19 protein-coding genes and 1 riboswitch are annotated in these 21068 nt (G+C 72.4%); of the genes, 12 read left to right on the top strand and 7 right to left on the bottom strand.

Annotated elements, in window-relative coordinates; translation table 11 throughout:
- Positions 1-90 precede the first annotated feature (90 nt).
- Positions 91-651 carry a TetR/AcrR family transcriptional regulator gene (locus IEY71_RS03050; RefSeq protein ID WP_189083813.1) on the bottom strand — a complete coding sequence of 187 codons (561 nt, stop codon included), beginning with the start codon at positions 649-651 and terminating at the stop codon, positions 91-93.
- Between the two features lie 52 nt (positions 652-703).
- On the opposite strand from IEY71_RS03050, the gene IEY71_RS03045 reads away from it, so the two are divergent.
- Entirely contained in the window at positions 704-1198 is a 495-nt protein-coding gene (locus tag IEY71_RS03045; RefSeq protein ID WP_189083812.1) for a DUF4188 domain-containing protein, read from the top strand.
- A gap of 159 nt (positions 1199-1357) precedes the next feature.
- On the opposite strand, the gene IEY71_RS03040 is transcribed toward IEY71_RS03045, so the two are convergent.
- On the bottom strand, positions 1358-2242 hold the full coding sequence (locus tag IEY71_RS03040; RefSeq protein WP_189083811.1) for a bifunctional methylenetetrahydrofolate dehydrogenase/methenyltetrahydrofolate cyclohydrolase: 885 nt from the start codon (positions 2240-2242) through the stop codon (positions 1358-1360).
- Between the two features lie 12 nt (positions 2243-2254).
- Positions 2255-3544: a serine hydroxymethyltransferase gene (gene glyA, locus IEY71_RS03035; protein WP_189083810.1), complete on the bottom strand. Its 1290-nt coding sequence runs from the start codon at positions 3542-3544 to the stop codon at positions 2255-2257.
- A gap of 56 nt (positions 3545-3600) precedes the next feature.
- A riboswitch (ZMP/ZTP riboswitch) is annotated at positions 3601-3681 on the bottom strand.
- A gap of 125 nt (positions 3682-3806) precedes the next feature.
- Here glyA and IEY71_RS03030 point away from each other — a divergent pair.
- Positions 3807-5483, top strand: coding sequence for a beta-N-acetylhexosaminidase (locus IEY71_RS03030; protein WP_189083809.1), 1677 nt, complete (start codon positions 3807-3809; stop codon positions 5481-5483).
- Between the two features lie 289 nt (positions 5484-5772).
- Complete coding sequence (locus tag IEY71_RS03025; protein WP_189083808.1) at positions 5773-6603, top strand: DUF559 domain-containing protein; 831 nt, start codon at positions 5773-5775, stop codon at positions 6601-6603.
- A 107-nt stretch (positions 6604-6710) separates the two neighbouring features.
- Here IEY71_RS03025 and IEY71_RS03020 read toward each other — a convergent pair whose 3' ends face one another.
- The 3 genes from IEY71_RS03020 to IEY71_RS03010 are packed head-to-tail and all read right to left on the bottom strand — an operon-like array spanning position 6711 to position 9927.
- Positions 6711-7643 (bottom strand): carbohydrate ABC transporter permease, encoded by a 933-nt coding sequence (locus tag IEY71_RS03020; protein WP_229781501.1) that lies wholly within the window; start codon positions 7641-7643, stop codon positions 6711-6713.
- Positions 7644-7646: 3 nt separating this feature from the next.
- Positions 7647-8642 (bottom strand): carbohydrate ABC transporter permease, encoded by a 996-nt coding sequence (locus IEY71_RS03015; RefSeq protein WP_189083807.1) that lies wholly within the window; start codon positions 8640-8642, stop codon positions 7647-7649.
- Positions 8643-8682: 40 nt separating this feature from the next.
- Complete coding sequence (locus tag IEY71_RS03010) at positions 8683-9927, bottom strand: extracellular solute-binding protein (protein ID WP_189083806.1); 1245 nt, start codon at positions 9925-9927, stop codon at positions 8683-8685.
- A 396-nt stretch (positions 9928-10323) separates the two neighbouring features.
- Between IEY71_RS03010 and IEY71_RS03005 the strand changes: the two genes are divergently transcribed.
- From IEY71_RS03005 to IEY71_RS02965, 9 genes are all read left to right on the top strand, one after another.
- Positions 10324-11193 (top strand): SIS domain-containing protein, encoded by an 870-nt coding sequence (locus IEY71_RS03005; RefSeq protein WP_189085050.1) that lies wholly within the window; start codon positions 10324-10326, stop codon positions 11191-11193.
- A complete protein-coding gene (locus IEY71_RS03000; RefSeq protein ID WP_229781500.1) occupies positions 11190-12203 on the top strand; it encodes an ROK family protein in 1014 nt (337 codons plus the stop codon). Before IEY71_RS03005 ends, IEY71_RS03000 begins: the two co-directional genes overlap by 4 nt.
- On the top strand, positions 12200-13129 hold the full coding sequence (locus IEY71_RS02995) for a 1-phosphofructokinase family hexose kinase (RefSeq protein ID WP_189083805.1): 930 nt from the start codon (positions 12200-12202) through the stop codon (positions 13127-13129). Before IEY71_RS03000 ends, IEY71_RS02995 begins: the two co-directional genes overlap by 4 nt.
- Positions 13130-13160: 31 nt before the next feature.
- Complete coding sequence (locus IEY71_RS02990) at positions 13161-14003, top strand: class II fructose-bisphosphate aldolase (RefSeq protein WP_189083804.1); 843 nt, start codon at positions 13161-13163, stop codon at positions 14001-14003.
- A gap of 2 nt (positions 14004-14005) precedes the next feature.
- Positions 14006-14794, top strand: coding sequence for a DeoR/GlpR family DNA-binding transcription regulator (locus IEY71_RS02985; RefSeq protein ID WP_189083803.1), 789 nt, complete (start codon positions 14006-14008; stop codon positions 14792-14794).
- A gap of 31 nt (positions 14795-14825) precedes the next feature.
- Positions 14826-15995: an N-acetylglucosamine-6-phosphate deacetylase gene (gene nagA, locus IEY71_RS02980; protein ID WP_189083802.1), complete on the top strand. Its 1170-nt coding sequence runs from the start codon at positions 14826-14828 to the stop codon at positions 15993-15995.
- 608 nt (positions 15996-16603) lie between these two features.
- On the top strand, positions 16604-18532 hold the full coding sequence (locus tag IEY71_RS02975) for a sigma-70 family RNA polymerase sigma factor (protein WP_189083801.1): 1929 nt from the start codon (positions 16604-16606) through the stop codon (positions 18530-18532).
- The gene (gene purU, locus IEY71_RS02970; protein WP_189083800.1) at positions 18529-19407 is read left to right on the top strand and encodes a formyltetrahydrofolate deformylase; all 879 of its coding nucleotides are present in this window, start codon (positions 18529-18531) and stop codon (positions 19405-19407) included. The genes IEY71_RS02975 and purU overlap by 4 nt, the downstream gene beginning before the upstream one ends.
- A gap of 77 nt (positions 19408-19484) precedes the next feature.
- Positions 19485-19847, top strand: a complete 363-nt coding sequence (locus tag IEY71_RS02965; RefSeq protein ID WP_229781499.1) for a YrdB family protein — start codon at positions 19485-19487, stop codon at positions 19845-19847.
- A gap of 33 nt (positions 19848-19880) precedes the next feature.
- Here IEY71_RS02965 and IEY71_RS02960 read toward each other — a convergent pair whose 3' ends face one another.
- Complete coding sequence (locus tag IEY71_RS02960; RefSeq protein WP_189083799.1) at positions 19881-20963, bottom strand: hypothetical protein; 1083 nt, start codon at positions 20961-20963, stop codon at positions 19881-19883.
- Between the last annotated feature and the right edge of the window lie 105 nt (positions 20964-21068).

Here is a 21068-nt window from a genome sequence, read left to right as displayed (position 1 = left end):
CGCCTTGGTTCGCTGAGCTCGTCGAAGCGAGCCCGTCGAAGCGCCTTGGTTCGCTGAGCTCGTCGAAGCGAGCCCGTCGAAGCGCCGCCCTCAGCCCGTCGGTAGACTCCGCTCGACCGCGTCGAGCACGGCGTCGTAGACCTCGTCCCAGGACGTGCCGTGCCCGGCCATCCCGGTGAGTTCGAGACTCACCGCACCGTGCACCTGCGCCCAGACGGCGACGACGCTCACCCCGACCTCGGCGGCGCCGCGGGCGGCGATCGCCGCCTGCAGCGGGGCGAGAGAGGCGGATGCCGAGGCCGGGTCGGGTTCGCAGTCGGCCACGGACTCGAGCGCTCCCCCGAACATCAAACGGTAGAGCGCCGGATGCCCGAGGGCCCACTCGCGGTAGGCGACGCCGAGCGCGCGCAGTCCGTCCGGGGCGGCCTCCTGCTGGGCCGCCGCGAAGGAGGCGAAGCCGTGCTCGATGACGGCGGCCAGGAGCTCGCCCTTGCCGCCGAACAGGGCGTACACGGCCGAGGTCGAGGTGCCGGCGGCGCTCGCGATGTCGCGGAGGGCCGCGCGGGACGCCCCGTCGCGGGCGACGATCTCGGCGGTGACCTCGAGCAGCCGCTCGCGGAGCGCGTCGTCGTACACGGGGGGTCTTGCCATGTCGCCAGTCTAGTCATAACATCGTTTCGTAACGATGTTATGGAGGCGTGGGATGACTCGAACGGTGTTCCCGGGGCGGTACACGGCCGCGCCCGAGCGGGAGACGATCACGGTGTTCCTCATCGGCATGCGCGCGAACCGCTGGTGGCGCGTACCGCGGGTGCAGCGGGTCGCGAAGCAGATGCCGCGCATGCTCCGCCACCTCGCGACGCATCCGGAGGCCGGCATGCTCGGCTTCGAGAGCTGGGTCGGCCGAACGACCATCCTGCTCTCGTACTGGGAGAGCCCCGAGCACCTGCAGCGCTTCGCCGCCGACCGCGACGCGCCGCACCTCGAGCCCTGGCGCGAGTTCATGCGCACGGCGCTCGGCACCGGCCACGTGGGCGTGTGGCACGAGACGTACGAAGTGCCCGTCGCGGACGCCGAGGCGGTCTACGCCGACATGCCCGCGTTCGGGCTCGCCAAGGCGACCGCGCACGTGCCCGTCGGACCTGGCCAGAACACGGCGAAGCAGCGGCTCGGGCGCTCGGGGCAGCGGGCGGCCTGAGTCCGGGGGCGCTTCGACGGGCTCGACGCTTCGACGGGCTCAGCGAACCACGAAGCGCTTCGACGGGCTCAGCGAACCACGAAGCGCTTCGACCGGCTCAGCGAACCATGCGGCGCTTCGACGAGCTCAGCGGACCATGGCGGGCTCAGCGGACCGGGCTCAGCCGGCGAGACGCAGCTCGGCGGCCTTCACGACGTTGGCGAGCAGCATGGCCCGGGTCATCGGGCCGACCCCGCCCGGATTCGGCGACAGGTGCCCCGCGACCTCGGCGACCGCCGGGTCGACATCGCCCGTCAGCCGGCCCTTGCCGGTCTCCTCGTCCTGGACCCGGGTGATGCCGACGTCGAGCACGGCGGCGCCGGGCTTGATCCAGTCCGGCTGCACGAGGTGCGGCACCCCGACCGCCGCGACGACGATGTCGGCGCGACGCACCTCGGCGGCGAGGTCGCTCGTGCGGGAGTGCGTGAGCGTCACCGTGGCGTCGAGTCCCTTGCGGGTGAACAGCAGCCCGAGCGGCCGACCCACGGTGAGCCCGCGACCGATGACGGTCACGTGACGCCCGCGGATCGGCACCTCGTAGCGGTGCAGCATCTCGACGATCCCGGCCGGCGTGCAGGGCAGGGGCGAGGCGAGCTCGCCCTCGATGCCGAGCACGAGCCGGCCGAGATTGGTCGGGTGCAGGCCGTCGGCGTCCTTGCCCGGGTCGATCGCCTCGAGCGCCGCGTGCTCGTCGAGGCCGGCCGGGAGCGGCAGCTGCACGATATACCCGGTGACCTCGGGGGCGTGGTTGAGGTCCCGGATGGCCGCCATCACGTCGGCCTGCGTCGCCGAGGCGGGCAGGTCGATGCGGATCGATTCGATCCCGACCTCGGCGCAGTCGCGGTGCTTGCCCGCGACGTACGAGCGCGAGCCGGGGTCGTCGCCGACGAGGAGCGTGCCGAGGCCCGGCACGATCCCGTGACTGCGCAGGCTCGCGATGCGGCCGGCCAGCTCGGACTTCACGGCGGCCGCGGTCGCGACGCCGTCGAGGGTGATGGCGGTCATCCGGGTGCGTCCTTACTGCTGCAGGCCGGGGTACAGCGGGAACGCGGCGGTGAGCTTCTGCACCCGCTCGCGCAGCGCGGCGACGTCGGCGCCGCCCATGAGGACCTCGGCGATGACGTCGGCGACCTCGGTGAACTCGGCGTCGCCGAAGCCGCGGGTCGCGAGCGCCGGCGTGCCGATGCGCAGGCCCGAGGTGACCATCGGCGGGCGCGGGTCGAACGGCACGGCGTTGCGGTTGACGGTGATGAGCGCCTCGTGCAGCAGGTCCTCGGCCTCCTGGCCGTTGATCTTCGAGTTGCGCAGGTCGGCGAGCACGAGGTGCACATCGGTGCCGCCCGTGAGCACGTCGATGCCCGCGGCGCGCGAGTCGTCGGCGGTCAGACGGTCGGCGAGGATCGCCGCGCCGCGCAGGGTGCGCTCCTGACGGTCCTTGAAGTCCGCGGAGGCGGCGATCTTGAACGCCGTCGCCTTGGCCGCGATGACGTGCATGAGCGGGCCGCCCTGCTGGCCGGGGAACACGTTGGAGTTCAGCTTCTTCGCGAGCTCGGTGTCGCGCGAGAGGATGAAGCCCGAGCGCGGGCCGCCGATGGTCTTGTGCACCGTCGAGGACACCACGTCGGCGTAGGGCACGGGCGAGGGGTGCAGGCCCGCGGCGACGAGGCCGGCGAAGTGCGCCATGTCGACCCAGAGCTTGGCGCCGACCTCGTCGGCGATCTCGCGGAACGCGGCGAAGTCGAGGTGACGGGGGTACGCGGACCAGCCGGCGATGATGACCTGCGGCTTGTGCTCGAGCGCCTTCTCGCGGACGACGTTCAGGTCGACGCGGAACGTCTCGGGGTCGACGCCGTAGGAGACGGCGTTGTAGAGCTTGCCGGAGAAGTTCAGCTTCATGCCGTGGGTGAGGTGGCCGCCGTGGGCCAGCTCGAGGCCGAGGATCGTGTCGCCCGGGGTCGCGATCGCGCCGAGCACGGCGGCGTTGGCGCTCGCGCCCGAGTGCGGCTGGACGTTGGCGTACTCGGCCCCGAAGAGGCTCTTCGCCCGCTCGATCGCGAGCGACTCGGCGATGTCGACGAACTCGCAGCCGCCGTAGTAGCGGCGGCCCGGGTAGCCCTCGGCGTACTTGTTCGTGAGCACGGAGCCCTGGGACTGCAGCACCGAGACGGGAACGAAGTTCTCGCTCGCGATCATCTCGAGGTAGTCGCGCTGGCGACCGAGCTCGAGCTCGAGCACCTCGGCGATCTCGGGATCGACCTCGGACAGCGGGGCGTTGAAGACGGATTCGGCCAAGACTGGCTCCTTCATGACAGGTACGGACCAAACGAGGGTGCTGCCTCGCGCGACTCGCGCCACGAGGCATCCGTACCGGCCCAGGCGTGCGGTCGATGCGTGCCAGTCGCTCCCCGATGGTGACCATCTCAACGCCAGTCGCGACGGAGCAAGCATAGCAATGGATGCCGCCTCGCCGCGGGTGTTGCGAACGGCGACGTCGTGGCAGGATGGGGCGTGGGAGTAAAGATCCCTCACAAATGGTCGCACCGACCGCTCGACGACGAGGAAACCGCGCATGAGCATCGCCGCCCGCACCGCACGCCTCCTCGCCGCTGCCCTGTCCATCACGCTCGGCTCGGTCGCTCTGGCCGGCTGCGCGCCGCAGTCGAACGGAGCCGACGTGCCCCGCATCATCCCCGCCCCGGCCTCCTTCGAGCGGCTCGACGCCGAGCCGTTCCGCCTCGACGACACGAGCCGGGTGCTCGTCGTCGGCGACGCCGGCACCGCCCCCGCGCTGCTCGCCGCCCAACTGCGCCTCGCCACCGGCGCCGAGGTGCCGGTCGTGGCCGGCAGCGAGGACGAGGCCGGCCCGGCCGATGTCCTGATCGCCGTCGAGGCCGGGGCGGCCGAGGCATCCGTCCCCGCCGCGCCCGCCGCCGAGGCGTACCGGCTCACCACCGGCGCCGACGGCGCCCGCATCGAGGCGGCGAGCCCGGCCGGCGCCTTCTGGGCGAGCCGGAGCCTGCTGCAGCTGCTGCCGGCCGCGATCCTGTCCTCGGGCGAGGCGGGCGAGGCGGCGCGCACGCCGGAGGGCGGCTGGACCGCACCCGCCGTGCGCATCGACGATGCCCCGCGCTTCGCCTACCGGGGCGCGATGCTCGACGTCGCCCGGCACTTCCTGCCCGTTGCCGACGTCGAGCGCTACGTCGACCAGCTCGCGATGCTGAAGCTCAACGTGCTGCACCTGCACCTCACCGACGACCAGGGCTGGCGGCTGCAGATCGACGCCTGGCCGGAGCTCACCGGCATCGGCGCGTCCACCTCGACGGGCGGCGACGGCGGCGGCTTCTACACGAAGGACGACTTCCGCCGCCTCGTCGCGTACGCGGCCGAGCGGCACGTGACGATCGTGCCCGAGATCGACCTGCCGGGGCACACCAACGCGGCCCTCAGCGCCTACCCCGAGCTGAACTGCGACGGCGTCGCGCCGGCCCCGTACGAAGGAGTCGAGGTCGGCTTCTCCTCCCTCTGCGCGGCCCCCGAGCGCGCCGAGGCCACCGACCGCTTCCTCGCCGACGTCACCCGCGAGCTCGCCGAGCTCACCCCCGGCCCGTGGATCCACCTCGGCGGCGACGAATCGCTCGCCACGAGCGAGGCCGACTATCTCGACCTCGTGCGCCGGATGACCACGGCGGGCGCCGCCACCGGCAAGACGATCATCGGCTGGCACGAGCTCGGCGCCTCGCCGGAGCTGCCTCCCGGCACCGTCGGGCAGTACTGGGACTACGCGACCCCGCGCGAGGAGACCGGCTCCGAGGCCGACGTGCGCTCGTTCCTCGACCAGGGCGGCCGCATCGTCTTCTCCCCCGCCGACGTCGCCTACCTCGACATGGTCTACCCCGACGCGCCGAGCTTCGAGGGCCGCGAGCTCGGCCAGGACTGGGCCGACGGCGACACCTCGCTCGCCGAGGCGTACGGCTGGGATCCGGCGGCGATCGTCCCCGGTGTCGGCGACGACGACATCCTCGGCGTCGAGGCGCCGATCTGGACCGAGACGATGCGCACCCTCGACGAGGTCGAGTTCATGGCGTTCCCGCGCATCCTCGCGATCGCCGAGATCGCCTGGTCGCCGGCCGCGCCCGACGGACGCGACGAGGCCGCGTTCTTCGGCGCCGTCGCCGGCTACGGCGAGCGCCTGGAGGCGATGTCGGTGCCGTACCACCGCATGCCCGAGGTGCCCTGGTTGGACTGAGCTGAGCCGCGCCCCGCCCCGCCCCGCTGCGCCGCACCGCACTGCACTGCACTGCACTGCACTGCACTGCACTGCACTGCACTGCACTGCACTGCACTGCACTGCACTGCACTGCGGAGGAGATTGTCGCGTCCGGAGGTTCCTTCGCGGCATCCGATCCTCCCGCACGGTAGTTCTCCTCCCGAGCGGGGCGACGGCTCCGGCCTCCACAACCGCCAATGGACGCCCCTTCTCCACAACGATCGCACGCGCGGATGGTTGGACGCATGCCGCTCGGCAGACTCGCCGGATGGAACTCACCGACTGGCTGCGCCGCGCTGGCGGCCTCGCGCACCGCACCCAGCTCGAAGACGCCGGCTACCTCCGCACCGCCCTCTGCAGAGCGATCGACTCGGGCGGGGTCGTGAGAATCCGGGCGGGATGGCTCGCGACGCCGGAGGCGAGCGGATCACGCAGAGCCGAGGCGATCAGAGCTGGCGGCCGACTCACCTGCGCCAGCGCGGCGCAGGAACTCGGCCTCTGGACGTTCCCCGAGACGCGCCTGCACCTCTCCGTCCCGGCGCACTCGGGGAGGAGCGATCCCGTCGCGATCCGCCACTGGTCGCGCGGACCCGTCCCGGTGCACCCGCACGCGCTCGTCGAACCGGCTGAGAACCTGCTCGCCCACGCCGCCGACTGCCTGCCCTTCGAACAGTCCCTGGTCATCTGGGAGTCCGCCGTCCGAACAGGCACGGTGAGCCTCGCCGTGATCGCCGGGCTCCCCTTGCGCTCGCGTCGCGCGAAGGCGCTGCTGGAGGCCTGCTCGGAGCTCTCCGACTCCGGGCTCGAGAGCGTCTTCGTTTCGCGCCTGCGACGCGCCGGCATCCCGGTCCGCCAGCAGGTGCCGCTGCTCGGGCACCGAGTCGACGCGCTCGTCGGCGATCGACTCGTCTGCCAGCTCGACGGCTTCGCCCACCACCGCAGTGCGGCCGACCGGCGCCGCGATCTCGACCACGATCGCCGCCTGGCGCTCGCGGGCTACACCGTGCTCCGATTCGACTACGCACGCATCATGTTCGCCTGGCAGATCGTCGAGCAGCACGTGCGGCTCGCCTTCGCGCAGACCGCGGCCCGTCGATGAGCCGCCGGAGGGGGATGACGCGGAGGGAGGATGAATCTCGCCGATTCATCCTCCCTCCGTGCGGATCGCCTCCGCGCGGGCGCGGGACCAGCCGCGCCGGGCCGCGCCTACTTCACGCTGCCGGCCGTGAGGCCGCCGACGAGGCGCTTCTCGATGAGCATGAACAGGATGACGACTGGCACGATTGCGACGATCGAGACGCCGAACACGTACTGCCAGCTCGTCTCGTACTGGCCGACGAACTTCGTCAGCGCGACCGAGAGCGGCTGGTTGCCCGCCGTCGAGAGGATCACGAGGGAGGCCGCGAACTCGTTCCAGCACGCCACGAAGGTGAACACGATGGCGGTCACGATGCCGGGCCAGACGAGCGGCAGGTTGATCCGGAACAGCACCGTGAGCCGTCCGGCGCCGTCGATCTGCGCCGCCTCGTCGACCTCCTTCGGGATGCCCGCGAAGAAGGAGTGCATGATCCACACCGCGAACGAGAGGTTGAACGCCGCGTTGATGAAGATCATCGCCGCCCAGGTGTCGATCAGCCCGAGCGTCGCGAACTGACGGAACAGACCGGAGGTGAGCACCGCGGGCTGCAGCATCTGCGTGACGATCACGAGGAAGAGGAACACCATCCGCCCCGGGAAGCGGAACCTTGCCGTGTAGTACGCCGCCGGCAGCGCCACCAGCAGCACCAGCAGCGTCGCGAACACCGAGATCACGATGGTCGAGATCAGGTTCTGCGGCAGCGGCGTCTCGGGGGTCGACCACATGTTGATGTAGTTCTCCCAGTGCCACTCCGTGGGGAAGTAGGTGGGATCGACCGAGCGGATCTGCGCCTTCGTCTTCACGGAGCCGAAGAACATGATCGTGTACGGGAGGATGAAGATCGCGAGCACCACGAGGCCGGCGAGCATGCGCAGCAGCACGCGGCCGAGCGGGACCTGATCCTCGGTGTAGCGGCGCTTGCGCGCGGGCCCCCGGTCGCGGCCGCCGGGCGAGCGCTCGGCGTCGACGGAGAGCATGGCGCGGGTTTCGGTGACGGTCATCGCTCAGACCTCCCTGGTGGGCTTGACGACCTTCACGTACACCGCGACGATCACGATGACGATGAGGAAGGCGACGACCGAGAGCGCTGAGGCGACGTCGACCTTGTGCTGGTTCTGGATGTATTTGAAGATCATCGTCATGATCGTGTCCGCGTCGTAGCCGGGGATCGATCCGGTCATCACCTTCAGGATCGGCAGCGAGTTGAACACGTTGATGATGTTGATCAGCACGGCGACCGAGAGCGCGCCGCGCAGCTGCGGCAGCACGACCGTGAAGTAGGTGCGGGCGGGGCTCGCGCCGTCCATCTTCGCGGCCTCGATCGTGTCGCTCGGCACCGTGGCGAGGCCGGCGAGGATCGTGTAGGTCGTGAACGGCAGGGACACGAAGATCGCGATCACGATCGACCAGATGAAGGCGGTCATGGGGTTGCGGGTCCAGCCGTAGCCCTCGGGCGTGTCGATGAGCCCGACGTCCACGAGGAACTTGTTGATCACGCCGAAGTACGGCTCGAGCCCGTAGTAGACGACCATCGTCGTCATGACGACCGAGGCCGCCCACGGGATGATCACGACGAGGCGGACGATCCGCCGGCCGGGGAACGCCTTGTTCAGGATCTGCGCGATGCCGAGCGAGATCAGCACGGTGAACACGACGACCACGACGACCCACACGATCGTGCGCAGGAAGATCGGCCAGAAGTAGGGGAAGGAGAACACCTCGACGTAGTTGTCGAAGCCGACGGACCCCTTGTCCACGCCGGACTGCGAGATGTCCCGGGTCGAGTTGAAGAACATGACCCCGGCGGGGAACAGCACGACGCCGAGGATGAGGGCGAGCGCGGGGGCGATCCAGGGCAGCGCCTTGACGAGGTCGCGCCCGCCCGGCTTGCCGCGGGCGGCGCCGCCCGGGGCGTTCCCCGCGCGGCCAGCTCCCCCGGGGCGGGGGCGGCCCGAGGCCGCCCCCGCGGGGTTCGATGACGTATCGGTTGTGGAGCTCATGGTGCGGTGGTCACCGAACCCTTCCGTGGTGAGTCGGGGCTCAGCCCGCGTCGGCCTGCGCCTGGATCTCGGTCAGGACGTCCTGCGCCGGCTTCGTCTGGATCTGACCGAAGAGCGACTTGAACGCACCGTCCGTGGCGGACCACTTCGGGTTCGTCGACGGGTAGAACTGCGCGTCCGGCAGCACGTCGAGGAACGGCTTCAGAGCCTCCTCGCCCGAGAGCGCCTCGGCGCCCGACTTCGTGACGGGCAGGAAGCCCTCCGTCTGCACCCACGGCACGTACACGTCGGCCGAGTAGTAGTAGTCGAAGAACTTCGTGATGGCGTCCTTCTTGCTGTCGTCGTTCTTGAACGCCATCAGCTGGTCCATGACGCCGAGGGTGAACGCCGAGCCGTCCTTGGTCGGGATCGGCACGATCGAGTAGTCGAGCTCGGGGTTGTTCTCCGCGATCTGGCCGACGGTCGGCGGGAGGCCGACCTGCATGCCGATCTTGCCCTGGACGAAGATGTCCATGAGCGGCGAACGGTTCGTCGAGCCCGGGTCGGCCTGCGTGGCGCCCGCGTCGATCATCTTCTTGATCTGCTCGGCGCCCGGCAGGTTGGCCGGGTCGTCGACCGTGATCTCGGACGCGTCGCCGAAGCTGCCGCCGCCGCCCCACAGCCACACGGCCGCCTCGGCCTGCGCCTCTTCCGAACCGAGCGGCATGCCGTAGCCCGCGACGCCGCCGCCGAGCGCGGAGACCTTCGTCGCCGCGTCGAGCAGCTCGTCCCAGTTCGTGGGCGGGGCCGCGACTCCGGCCTGCTCGAGCAGGGCGTTGTTCACGAACAGCGCGCGCGCCGAGGCGATGAGCGGCAGCGCGTAGGCGGTGCCGTCGACCTCGGCGTTCGCGAGGAACGCGTCCTGGAAGTCGGAGTACGTGTCGGACGAGACGACGTCCTTGGCCGGGTAGAGCAGATCGTCGGCCGCGAAGCCGGCGAAGGGGCCGCCGTTGTAGATGTCGGGCGCCTCTCCACCCTGGATCTTCGTGGCGATGACCGACTCGAGGTTGTCCCAGGACTGGACCTCGAGCTCGACCGCGATGTCGGGGTTGGCCTTCTCGAAGCCCGAGATGACGTCCTCCCAGAGGCCCTGGGTGTTGTCGGAATAGCTCGGCACGAGCAGGTTCAGGGTGGTCTTGCCGGAGGCGTCGCCCCCGCTCGATCCGCCGCCGAAGCCGCACGAGGCGAGCGTCAGCGTCGCCGCGGCGGCCAGCGCGATCGCGCCGAACCGGTGGGACTTCTTCATGTGTGCTTCCTCACTGTGTTGGTGGTGCACAGCCGCAGAACGCTTCACGCGACAGTGCGTGCATTCAGTCCGTCGGATGACGGGTGGTGAATGTCCCTCCGGAGAACCGATCAGTTTCGCCCAGACGGTGCTCGAAATGATGGCCGCGGCCGTCAGCGCCCGTCAAGAGGCGTCCCCGGATCGTTATCCGAATTTGTTCGGAAACTATACATACCGTCTCATTCGGCCACAACACCAGCGCTGCTTGCATTGACATGATTGCAAGATGCATGAAACGATCATCCGCGAGCATTGATGCGTCGTCAGCTGTGCCGAACGAGCAGGGCCGACGACCGACCACGGAGGAGCGACACGGTGACCGACCCCACCACCCCCCAGCCCGCCGGCGGAGCGCACATGGCCGCCGAACTCGCCTCGCAGCCGGAGACCTGGGCGCGCGCCGCCGGCCTCCGCGCCGAGCAGGCGCTGCTGCCCGCGGCGGGTGCGCGGATCGCCGTCGTCGGCTGCGGCACCTCGTGGTTCATGGCCCAGTCCTACGCGGCCCTCCGCGAGCGCGGGGGCCAGGGCGAGACCGACGCGTTCGCGGCATCCGAAGCGTTCGTCGACCGGGGCTACGACGCGGTCGTCGCGCTCACCCGCTCCGGCACGACGACCGAGGTGCTCGAGCTCGTCGAGGGCCTCCGCGGCCGGGTGCGCACGATCGGCGTCATCGGCGACGCCGACTCCCCGCTCGTCTCGCTCGTCGACGACGCCGTGCTCCTGCCCTTCGCCGACGAGCAGTCCGTCGTGCAGACCCGCTTCGCGACCACCGCGCTCGCGCTCTTCCGCGCGAGCCTCGGCGAGGACCTCGACGGTGCGATCGCGGACGCCTCGGCCGCCGTCTCCGCCGAGCTCGACCCCGCCCTCGTCGACGCCGAGCAGTTCAGCTACCTCGGCCGCGGCTGGACCGTCGGACTCGCCCACGAGGCCGCCCTGAAGATGCGCGAGGCCTCCCAGTCCTGGACCGAGTCGTACCCGTCGATGGAGTACCGCCACGGGCCGATCGCGATCGCCGCGCCCGGCCGGGTCACGTGGCAGTTCGGGACGGCGCCGGAGGGTCTCGCCGCCGACGTCGCCGCGACCGGCGCCCGCTTCGAGACGAGCACGCTCGACCCGATGGCCGACCTCGTCCGGGCCCAGCGCGTCGCCCTCGCCCGCGCCCGCGCCAAGGGACTCGACCCCGACAGCCCCCGGAACCTCTCGCGATCGGTCATCCTGAATCCGTGAACCGATCCTCCGACCTTCCCGCCGTCGGGCCGGCCCCAGTGGGCACCGGTCCGGCGGTGCTCGCCTTCGACGTCGGCGGGACCGACATCAAGGCGGCGCTCTTCGACGACGCCGGGCGCGTGCTCGGCCTCAGCCGTACCCCGACGCCGCTCGAGCCCGGGCGCACCGCCGCCTCGGTGACGCGCCGGCTCGGCGAGCTCTCCCGTGAGCTGCGCGCACGGTTCCCCGAGGTGGAGCCGGTCGCCGCGGGCGTCGTCGTGCCGGGCATCGTCGACGCCGAGCGCGGCGTCGGCGTCTTCGCGAGCAACCTGGGCTGGGCGGACGCCCCGATCCGGGCGCTCGCCTCCCGCGAGATCGGCCTGCCCGTCGCCTTCGATCACGACGTCCGAGCCGCGAGCTGGGCCGAGCACCGGCTCGGCGCCGCCCGCGCCTTCGACGACGTCGTCGTGCTCGTCATCGGCACCGGCATCGCCGGATCGCTGATCCTCGACGGCCGCCCGCACACCGCCGGGGGCTACGCGGGCGAGATCGGGCACTCCCCCGTCGCCGACTCGCCGCGCTGCGCCTGCGGCGCGATGGGCTGCCTCGAAGCGATCGCCTCGGCCGGCGCCATCGCGCGGCACTACGCCGAGCGCTCCGGACGCCCGGTGGACGGCGCCCGCGAGGTGCTCGCCCTGGCGGCCGACGGCGACGCCGAGGCATCCGCGGTCTGGTCGGAGGCCCTCGACGCGCTCGCGTTCTCGATCGCCCAGCTCACCGCCGTGCTGGCGCCGCGCGCGGTCGTGATCGGCGGCGGGCTGTCCCGCGCCGGCGACGGGCTGTTCGGCCCGCTCCGCGAGCGGCTCGACGCCCGGTTGAGCTTCCACCGTCGGCCCGAGCTCGTCCCCGCGGAGCTCGGCGAGGACGCCGGGCTCCTGGGCGCCGCGCTCATCGCCCGCGAGCTCGACGGCGACACGGCGGCGGATGACCCGGATGTCACGGGCGACGCGGATGCCGAGGCCGCCGGATGATCGTCACCGTCACGCCGAACCCCGCGCTCGACCTGACCTGGCGCGCCGAGCGAGTCGTGCCCGGCGGCTCGCACCGCGTCGACGCCGCGCTCGCCCGCGCCGGCGGCAAGGGCGTGAACGTCGCCCGGGTGGCGCACGCGCAGGGCGCCGACGTCCTCGCCGTCACGACCGCCGGCGGACCCGTCGGCGAGGAGTTCGCGAACGAGCTGCGCGGGAGCGGGGTGCCGCACCGGCTCGTGCCCGTCGCGGCCGAGACCCGGCGCAGCGCCGCGATCGTCGACGAGGCGCTCGGCGACACGATGATCTTCAACGAACGCGGCACGAGCCCGAGCCCCGCCGAGTGGGCCGCCCTCCTCGACGAGGTGCAGGCGGCCCTGCCCGGCGCGGGCGTGCTCGTCGTCTCAGGAAGCCTGCCTCGGGGCGCCGATCCCGGGCTCGTGCTGCGACTCCTGAGCCTCGCCTCGGACCGCGGCGTGCCCGCGGTCGTCGACGTCTCCGGCCCCGCGATGCTCGCCGCCGCGTCGGCGGGCGCCGCCCTGCTGAAGCCGAACCGGGCCGAGCTCGCCGACGCGACCGGCCTCGACGATCCGTTCGAGGGCGCCCGCGAACTGCTCCGGCTCGGCGCCCGGCGCGTGCTCTGCTCCCTCGGCGCCGAGGGCCTGCTCCTCGTCCGCGCCGGCGTCGCCCCGCTCCGCGCCCGCCTCCCCGAACCGCTCGCCGGCAACCCCACCGGCGCCGGCGACGCCGCGGTCGCCGCGGCCGCCGTCCTGCTCCACGACGACCCGGACGTCGACGACGAGCGACTGCTCGTCGCCGCGGCGTCCTGGTCGGCTGCGGCGGTGCTCGCGCCCGGTGCCGGCGAGATCTCGCCGCGGCATCCCGAGCTCGCCGACCGGCTCCTCGTCGACCGTCCCGCCGGAGCCTGACGCTCCCGGCATCCCACCGGAAAGGCCACGCATGCCCCTCGTCCCCGCCGCCGAGCTCGTCCGCGCCGCCGCAGCCGCAGGCACCGGCCTCGGCGCCTTCAACGTCATCCACCTGGAGACCGCCGAGGCGCTCGTCGCCGCGTCCGAGCGGGCCGGGCTGCCGGTCATCCTGCAGCTCTCCCAGAACTGCGCGGACTACCACGGCGCGCTCGAGCCGATCGGACTCGCGACGCTCGCGGTCGCACGGCGGGCGGCGACGCCCGTCGCGGTGCACCTCGACCACGCGGAGCGCGAGGAGCTCGCCGACGAGGCGATCGCCCTCGGCTTCGGCTCCGTCATGTTCGACGGCGGCGCCCTGCCGTACGAGGAGAACGTCGCGGCCACCGCGCGCGTGACCGCGAAGGCGCACGCCGCCGGCGTCTTCGTCGAGGGCGAGCTCGGCGAGGTCGGCGGCAAGGACGGCGCGCACGCGCCGGGCGTCCGCACCGACCCCGCCGAGGCCGTCGCCTTCGTCGAGGCGACCGGCGTCGACGCCCTCGCCGTGGCCGTCGGGTCCTCGCACGCGATGACCGACCGCACGGCCGCGCTCGACCTCGAGCTCATCGCACGGCTGCACGAGGCGCTCCCCGTGCCGCTCGTGCTGCACGGCTCCTCCGGCGTGGCCGACGCGGAGATCGCCAGGGCGATCGCCGCGGGCATGACGAAGATCAACGTCTCGACGCACCTGAACGGCCACTTCACGCGCGCCGTGCGCGAGTTCCTCGCGGCGCGGCCCGATATCGTCGATTCCCGGAAGTACGTGGGCGAGGGCCGGGAGGCCGTCGCCGCCGAAGCGGCGCGGATGCTGCGGAACTTCGCGCTGACCGAGGGGTGACCATGAATCGTGCCGAGCGGCTGAACGCGGTGCTCGACCTGCTCGCGGACGGCGGACGGGTCGAGGTCGAGGAGCTCGTCGAGCGCCTCGGCGTCTCGCCGGCCACCGCCCGCCGCGACCTCGACACCCTCGCCGAGCAGCAGCTGCTCACCCGTACGCGGGGCGGCGCCGTCGCGCAGACCGTCGCCTACGACCTGCCGCTGCGCTACAAGAACCACCAGCGCACCGACGAGAAGGAGCGGATCGCCCAGGCCGCGAGCCGGCTCGTGCCCGCCGGTGCCGTGATCGGCCTGTCCGGCGGCACGACGACGACCGCCATCGGCAACGCGCTCGCGATGCGGCCCGACATCATGGAGCCTTCGCCGACGCCGAACCTCACGGTCGTGACGAATGCGGTGAACATCGCCACCCAACTCGCGACCCGGCCGCAGATCAAGCTCGTGGTCACGGGCGGCGTGCTGCACCCGCGCAGCTACGAGCTGGTCGGCAGCTACGCCGAGCAGGTGCTGAACTCGGTGACCGTGGACATCGCGTTCATCGGCGTCAACGGCATCGACCCCGTCAAGGGCCCGACGACCCACGACGAACGCGAGGCCGCCGTGAACCGGCTCATGGCCACCCGCGCGGGGCGGGCGATCATCGTGGCGGACTCCTCGAAGCTCGGCCGGACCGCGTTCGCGACCATGGGCGGGCCGCGGCTGTTCCCGCTCGTCATCACCGACTCGGGCATCACGTCGGAGCAGCGCGCCGCGCTCGCCGAGCACGGCTACGAGGTGATGGTCGCCGAATGAGCGTCGTCCCCCGCGCAACTAGGCTGAACGCGTGAGCACTGCGCCCGTCGTCATCCACTCGGCCCGTCTCGTCACGGACGCGGAGACCACCCCCGACGCCTGGGTGCGCTTCGAGGGCGGCGTCGTCGCGGCGCGCGGACTCGGCGAGGGCTGGCGCGACGAGCTCGCGGCCGGCACCGCGGTGGTCGACGCGGCGGGCGGATGGCTCGCCCCGGGCTTCATCGACCTGCACTGCCACGGCGCCGGCGGCGCCTCCGTCGACGACGGGCCGGAGGGCGTCGAGCGCACGCTCGCGGTGCACACCGCGCACGGCACGACCCGCTCGGTCCTCTCGCTCGTGACCGCCCCCGTCGACGCCCTCGCCGAGCGGATGCGCATGATCACCGAGCTGGCGGCGCACGACCCGCGGATCCTCGGCTCGCACCTCGAGGGGCCGTTCCTCGACCACGAGTTCCGCGGCGCGCACGATCCCGAGCTGCTGCGGCGAGCGAGCCTCGCCGACGTCGACGCGCTGCTGGATGCCTCGGACGGCACGCTGCGCCAGATCACCATCGCGCCCGAGCACGAGGGCGCCGCCGAGGCGATCGCCCGCTTCGTCGACCGGGGCGTCGCGGTCGCCGTCGGGCACACCGGCGCGGGCTTCGAGGAGGCGCTTGCCGCCTTCGACGCGGGCGCCTCGATCCTGACGCATGCCTTCAACGGCATGCGCGGCATCCACCACCGCGCCCCCGGGCCAGTGGTGGCCGCGATGCACGCCGATCACGTGACCCTCGAGATCATCAACGACGGCGTGCACGTGCACCCCGACGTCGTGAAACTCGCCTTCTCGGGCGCGCCGGGGCGACTCGCCCTCATCACCGACGCCATGGCAGCCACGGGCGCGGCCGACGGCGAGTACATCCTGGGCTCGCTCGAGGTCGTCGTGCTCGACGGGGTCGCCCGGCTGAAGCACGGCGGCTCCATCGCCGGGTCCACTCTGACGCAGGACGTGGCGCTGCGCCGCGCCGTGCTCGACTGCGGCATCCCGCTGAACGAGGCGATCGGCGCCCTGACGTCCACGCCCGCCGCCGCGATCGGCCGCGCGCACGAGCTCGGCCGCCTCGACCGCGGCTTCGCGGCCGACGCCGTGCTGCTCGACGACGAGCTCGCCGTGCAGGCGGTGTGGGGCGCAGGCCGCGCGCTGGTGCCGTTCGCCGGCTGAGCCGTCGCGGAACCGCCGTGGCTCGCTGAGCTCGTCGAAGCGCCAGGGTGGCCCGCTGAGCTCGTCGAAGCGCGCCGCGTTCCCTTCGACGAGCTCAGGGAACCAGGGTGGTTCGCTGAGCCGGTCGAAGCGCCGCGCTCCCTTCGACGAACTCAGGGAACCAGGGTTGGCCCGCTGAGCCTGTCGAAGCGCCGCGCTCCCTTCGACGAACTCAGGGAACCAGGGTTGGCCCGCTGAGCCTGTCGAAGCGCCGCGCTCCCTTCGACGAGGTCAGGGAACCAGAGAGCTCAGGGAACCAGTGCCCGGTGGACCGGGTTCGGAGGCGTGTTCCCCATCGCCTCCGAAGCCCGGCCGGGTACCGAACCGGGCTTCCCCCGCCCGGTTCAGAGCCTCCGCACGAAGCGGATCTCGCCGGGGTTCGGGTCTCCCGGCGCCGCGATCCGTGCGGATGCCTTCGCTGAACAGATGCAGTCTGGACGCGATCATGACGCGATTTCCAGAGAAATCTGCTGAAATGCTGTGACCCGATCATTTTCCGCGTCATGACGCGGCTGCTCCACCGTCTCTCGATCGGGCCTGCATGCGATGCGCCCGGGAAGAGGATGACGATGCGGAACGCCGTGAGCGAGGTCTCGGACCTCGACCTCGTCGAGCAGACGAGGCAGGGCGATTCGGCCGCGTACGCCGAGCTGTGGCAGCGCCACGCGGCGTCCGGTCGCACCGTGGCGCGCTCGTACAGCAGCCTCGACCCGGACGACCTCGTCTCCGAGTCCTTCACGAAGATCTACGACGCGATCCTCGCCGGCGGCGGTCCGCGCGGCGCGTTCCGCCCGTACCTCTTCACGACCATCCGCAACACGGCGGCCGGCTGGGGCCGGGCCCGCCAGGAGACGAACCTCGAGACGCTCGAGTCCTTCGAGGACCCCGAGTCGAACGAGCAGTCGACGCTCGATGCCCTGGACCGCAGCACGACGGCGCAGGCGTTCCGCTCGCTGCCGACGCGATGGCAGGAAGTGCTCTGGTACTCCGAGGTCGAGCAGATGACGCCCGCGCAGATCGCGCCGCTCGTCGGCATGAGCGCGAATTCGACGGCTGCCCTCGCCTACCGTGCCCGCGAGGGGCTGCGGCAGGCGTGGATCCGGGCCCACCTGAAGTCGGCGAGCGAGCCGGAGTGCCGCTGGACCATCGATCACCTCGGCGGCTACGCCCGCGGCAAGCTCGGCAAGCGCGACACCTCCCGACTCGAACGGCACCTCGACGACTGCGCGAAGTGCACGATCGTCGCCGCGGAGGCGAAGGAGGTCGGCTCCCGGCTCGCGCTGGTGCTGCTGCCGCTCGCGGCCGGCATCGGCGGCGCCACCGCGTACTCCGCGTGGCTGCAGCAGCACACGCCGGTCGTCGACGTCGCCCTGGGCGTCGGCGGCGCGGGGATCGCCGTGGGCGTCGCCGGCGGAGCCGCGGGCGGCGCAAGTGGCGCGGGAGCCGGTGCCGGGGGCGCCGCTGCCGGCGGAGCGGCCGGAGGCGTCGGCGGGGCCGGCGTCGCGGTCGGGGCCGGCGTGGGCGCGCTGGTGCTCGTCTCCGCCGTCGTCGCGGCGGCCGTCGTGCTGCCCGGCCTCACCGCCGGCACCCCGGAGCCGCAGGCCGTCGCCGAAGCGCCCCCCGTCGAGGCCCCGGCCGCGGGGGCCGATGGCGCCCCCGTCGTCGCTCCGCCGGCCGCGCCGCCGCTCGTCCCGCCGACGGTGCAGACGCCGCCCGCAGACGACGCCCCGCCCGTCGAGTCGCCCGCGCCGCAGGCCCCGGCAGAACCCGCCGCCCCGCCGCCCGCGCCGAAACCGACGCCCACCCCGACACCGACGCCCAGTCCGGAACCCCCGGACACGGTCGCGCTGCCGCCGACCGTCGACCAGGACGTCGACACCGCCGGCGGGCTCGTCTTCCCCCGGCTCACGGGCACCGCCGAGCCCGGCGCGACGGTCACGGCGACGCCCGTGCGCCGGGACGTCGCGACCGTGCTCGCCGCGAGCGACGGCGGCGCCGAGGCATCCGCCGCCGACGGCTCGATGAGCACCGTGGCTGGTCCCGACGGGCGCTGGATGCTCGAGCTCACGACGCTGCCGGCCGGCGACAGCCGGGTGGCCGTGGTGCAGCGCGACGTGGCGGGCAACGTCTCAGCTCCGACCGAGATCGGGCTCTGGCTGCAGGCGCCCTCCCTGTACTACGGCGGATTCCTCGGCACCACCTGGTTCGGCCTGTTCGCCGGCGCGCCCGGCGCGACGGTGGAACTGATCGCCGATGGGCGCGTCGTCGATCGCGTGGAGCTCGACGAGGGCGGCTGGGCCAGTCGGGAGTATCTCGGTTTCGTCGAGGACCCCGCCACGATCGGCGTCCGCTACGTCGTCGGAGACCGCACGGGCGTCTTCTCCCCCGGCCTGCGGAACCTCGGCGAGGAGGGCGGCCTGCTCGCCGATGCGGCCGCCCCGGACAGCGGTCAGCTCGCGCCGGTCGCACCGGAGGAACCCGGTACTCTGGCGGGATGACCTCCGCCGCCGACCTCGCTCCCGCGCACCTGCACCACTGGGTGCTGACCCTCGTCTGCGTCGACGGACCGGGCATCGTGCACGCGGTGAGCGGGGCGATCGTCGCGGCGCGCGGCAACATCACCGAGAGCCAGCAGTTCGCGAGCCTCGACACCGGCCGCTTCTTCATGCGGCTGCAGGTCGAGTCGCCCGCGGACCGCGCGGAATTCGAGCGGGCCATCCTGCCCGTCACCGAGCGCTACGGCATGGAGTGGCACCTCGACGAGGTCGCCCGGCCGCTCCGCACGCTCGTGCTGGCCTCCACCGCCGGGCACTGCGTGAACGACCTGCTGTTCCGCCAGCGCGCCGGGCAGCTGCCGGTCGACATCCCCCTCGTGCTCTCGAACCACGGCACGCTGCGCGACCTCGTCGACTTCTACGGGGTGCCGTTCGAGTCGCTCGCGGTCACGAACGCCGACGAGAAGGCGGCGTTCGAGCGGCGCGTGCTCGAGGCGGTCGAGGAGCACGACATCGAGCTCGTGGTGCTCGCCCGCTACATGCAGATCCTCTCCCCGGAGTTCTGCGAGGCGCTCGCCGGCCGCTGCATCAACATCCACCACTCCTTCCTGCCCGGCTTCAAGGGCGCGAACCCCTACCGCCAGGCGCACGCCCGTGGCGTGAAGCTCATCGGGGCGACCGCGCACTTCGTGACGAGTGATCTCGACGAGGGCCCCATCATCGAGCAGAACGTCGTGCGCGTCGACCACTCGCGGTCGGTCGCCGAACTCGTCGCGATCGGGCAGGACGAGGAGAGCCGCACGCTCAGCCAGGCCGTGAAGTGGTTCGCGGAGCGACGCGTGCTCGCCGACGGCGATCGGACCATCATCTTCCGCTGAGCTCGCGACCGCGGTCGCCGCCGGCGGCGGGCTGCGCCGGCAGCGGATGCCTCGTGGCGCGACTAGGCTTGATCGTCGTGAACGCCCCCAGCACCGCCCAGCCCAAGATCGGCTTCAACGAGCTGCTCCGCTTCGTCCTCGAGCTCTTCGCGATCGTCACGCTCGGCATCTTCGGCTTCACCGCGTTCCCGCTGCCCTGGCCGGGCGTGCTCATCGGCATCGGGGCGCCGCTCTTCGCGATCCTGCTCTGGGCGCTGTTCCGTTCGCCGAAGGCGGTCTTCGCCGTCGACCCGTTCGTGAAGGCCCTCGTCGAGATCGCCGTGTTCTCCTCGGCCGCGATCGCCTGGTGGCTGATGGGTCAGCCGATCGTCGCGATCGTGTTCGCCGTCGTCGCGGCCGTCAGCGGCGTGATCAACGGTCGCCGCGAGTTCAGCGCCTGAGCGGCGTCCGCGGCTGACCGCGGCCGCTCCGGCTCAGGCCGCGCCGACGACGGCCTGCGGCTCGGGTCCGTCGGCCAGCGCCGCCTCCGCGTCGGGCTCGGCGCCGCCCGCAGTGCGGAAGTGCCCGAGCACCGAGAGCAGGACACCGCCGAGGGTCCATGCACCGAGCACGAGCCACGGGAATGTCGCGTCGGCCGCGGGGAAGTACGAGAGGTCCCGCACGAGGGTCGCGGCCGCGCCGGGCGGGAACCACTGGCCGACCTCACCCCACGGGGCGGGCAGGAACTCCTTCGGCATCGCCGCAGCCGACATCGGGTTCGCGATGAGCAGCATGACGACCGGGCCGACGGCGATGCCGGCGCGGCCGATGAGCGCGACGAAGCCGGTGATGGGGGCCGCGATGGCGGCGAGGGCGAGGCCGATCGCGGCGGCGTTCGCCCAGTAGTCGCCCTGCAGCGAACCGAACCACCCCTGGAGGATCCCCGCGAGCACGGCCCCGCCGACCGCTGCGTAGAGCACGACGGCGTAGACCCGGCGGAGGGCGCCGATCACACCGAGCGAGATCGCGATGCCGCCCAGCATGCCGCCGAGCACGAGCGGGAACATGGCGGCGGTGAGGCCGGTGCCGCGGGGGTCGGCTTCGGCGAGCGGCACGACATCGCTCACCGCGACGGTGACGTGCGGTGGTGTGCCGGGCGCGCCAGCGGCGGCCGCGGCGGCGGCGGCCTGCGCGTTCACGCCCTGTTCGAGCTTCGTCGCGACGGTGCCGAGGAGCTGCGCGACGACCGGGCTCGCCGCGGAGGAGGTGAGCACCTCCGGCGTCTCGCCGAGCACGATCGCGCCGTACGCCTCGCGGTGCTCGATGGCGGTGACGGCCGCGGCCCGGTCGCCGACCTCCGTGAAGGCGATGGCACCGGGCTGGGCCTCCTCGAGGGCCTGTTCGGCGGCGTCGACCGCTGCGGCGGGCCCGGAGATCACGACCGGCAGCTCGTGCGGGTCGGCCGTGACCGACGGCCAGGAGAAGGCGAGCACGATGACCGCGACGATCGCGGCGAGGCCGAGGCCGAGGGCGGTCACGCGGCCGATCGGGGTGGGCGGGACGGCTGGGTGCGCCATGATTCCTCCAAGAAAAACGAATGTTCGTTCTTTATGGTGCGCTCGCATTGCTAGGGTTGTCAAGAACGATCGTTCTGTTTGGGGCCGGCACCGGCTCGACACCCG

The sequence above is a fragment of the Agromyces mediolanus genome, from assembly GCF_014648575.1.
GTDB lineage: Bacteria > Actinomycetota > Actinomycetes > Actinomycetales > Microbacteriaceae > Agromyces > Agromyces mediolanus.
Note: the sequence above shows the minus strand (reverse complement) of the source record. Positions and strands in the feature narration are given on the sequence as shown.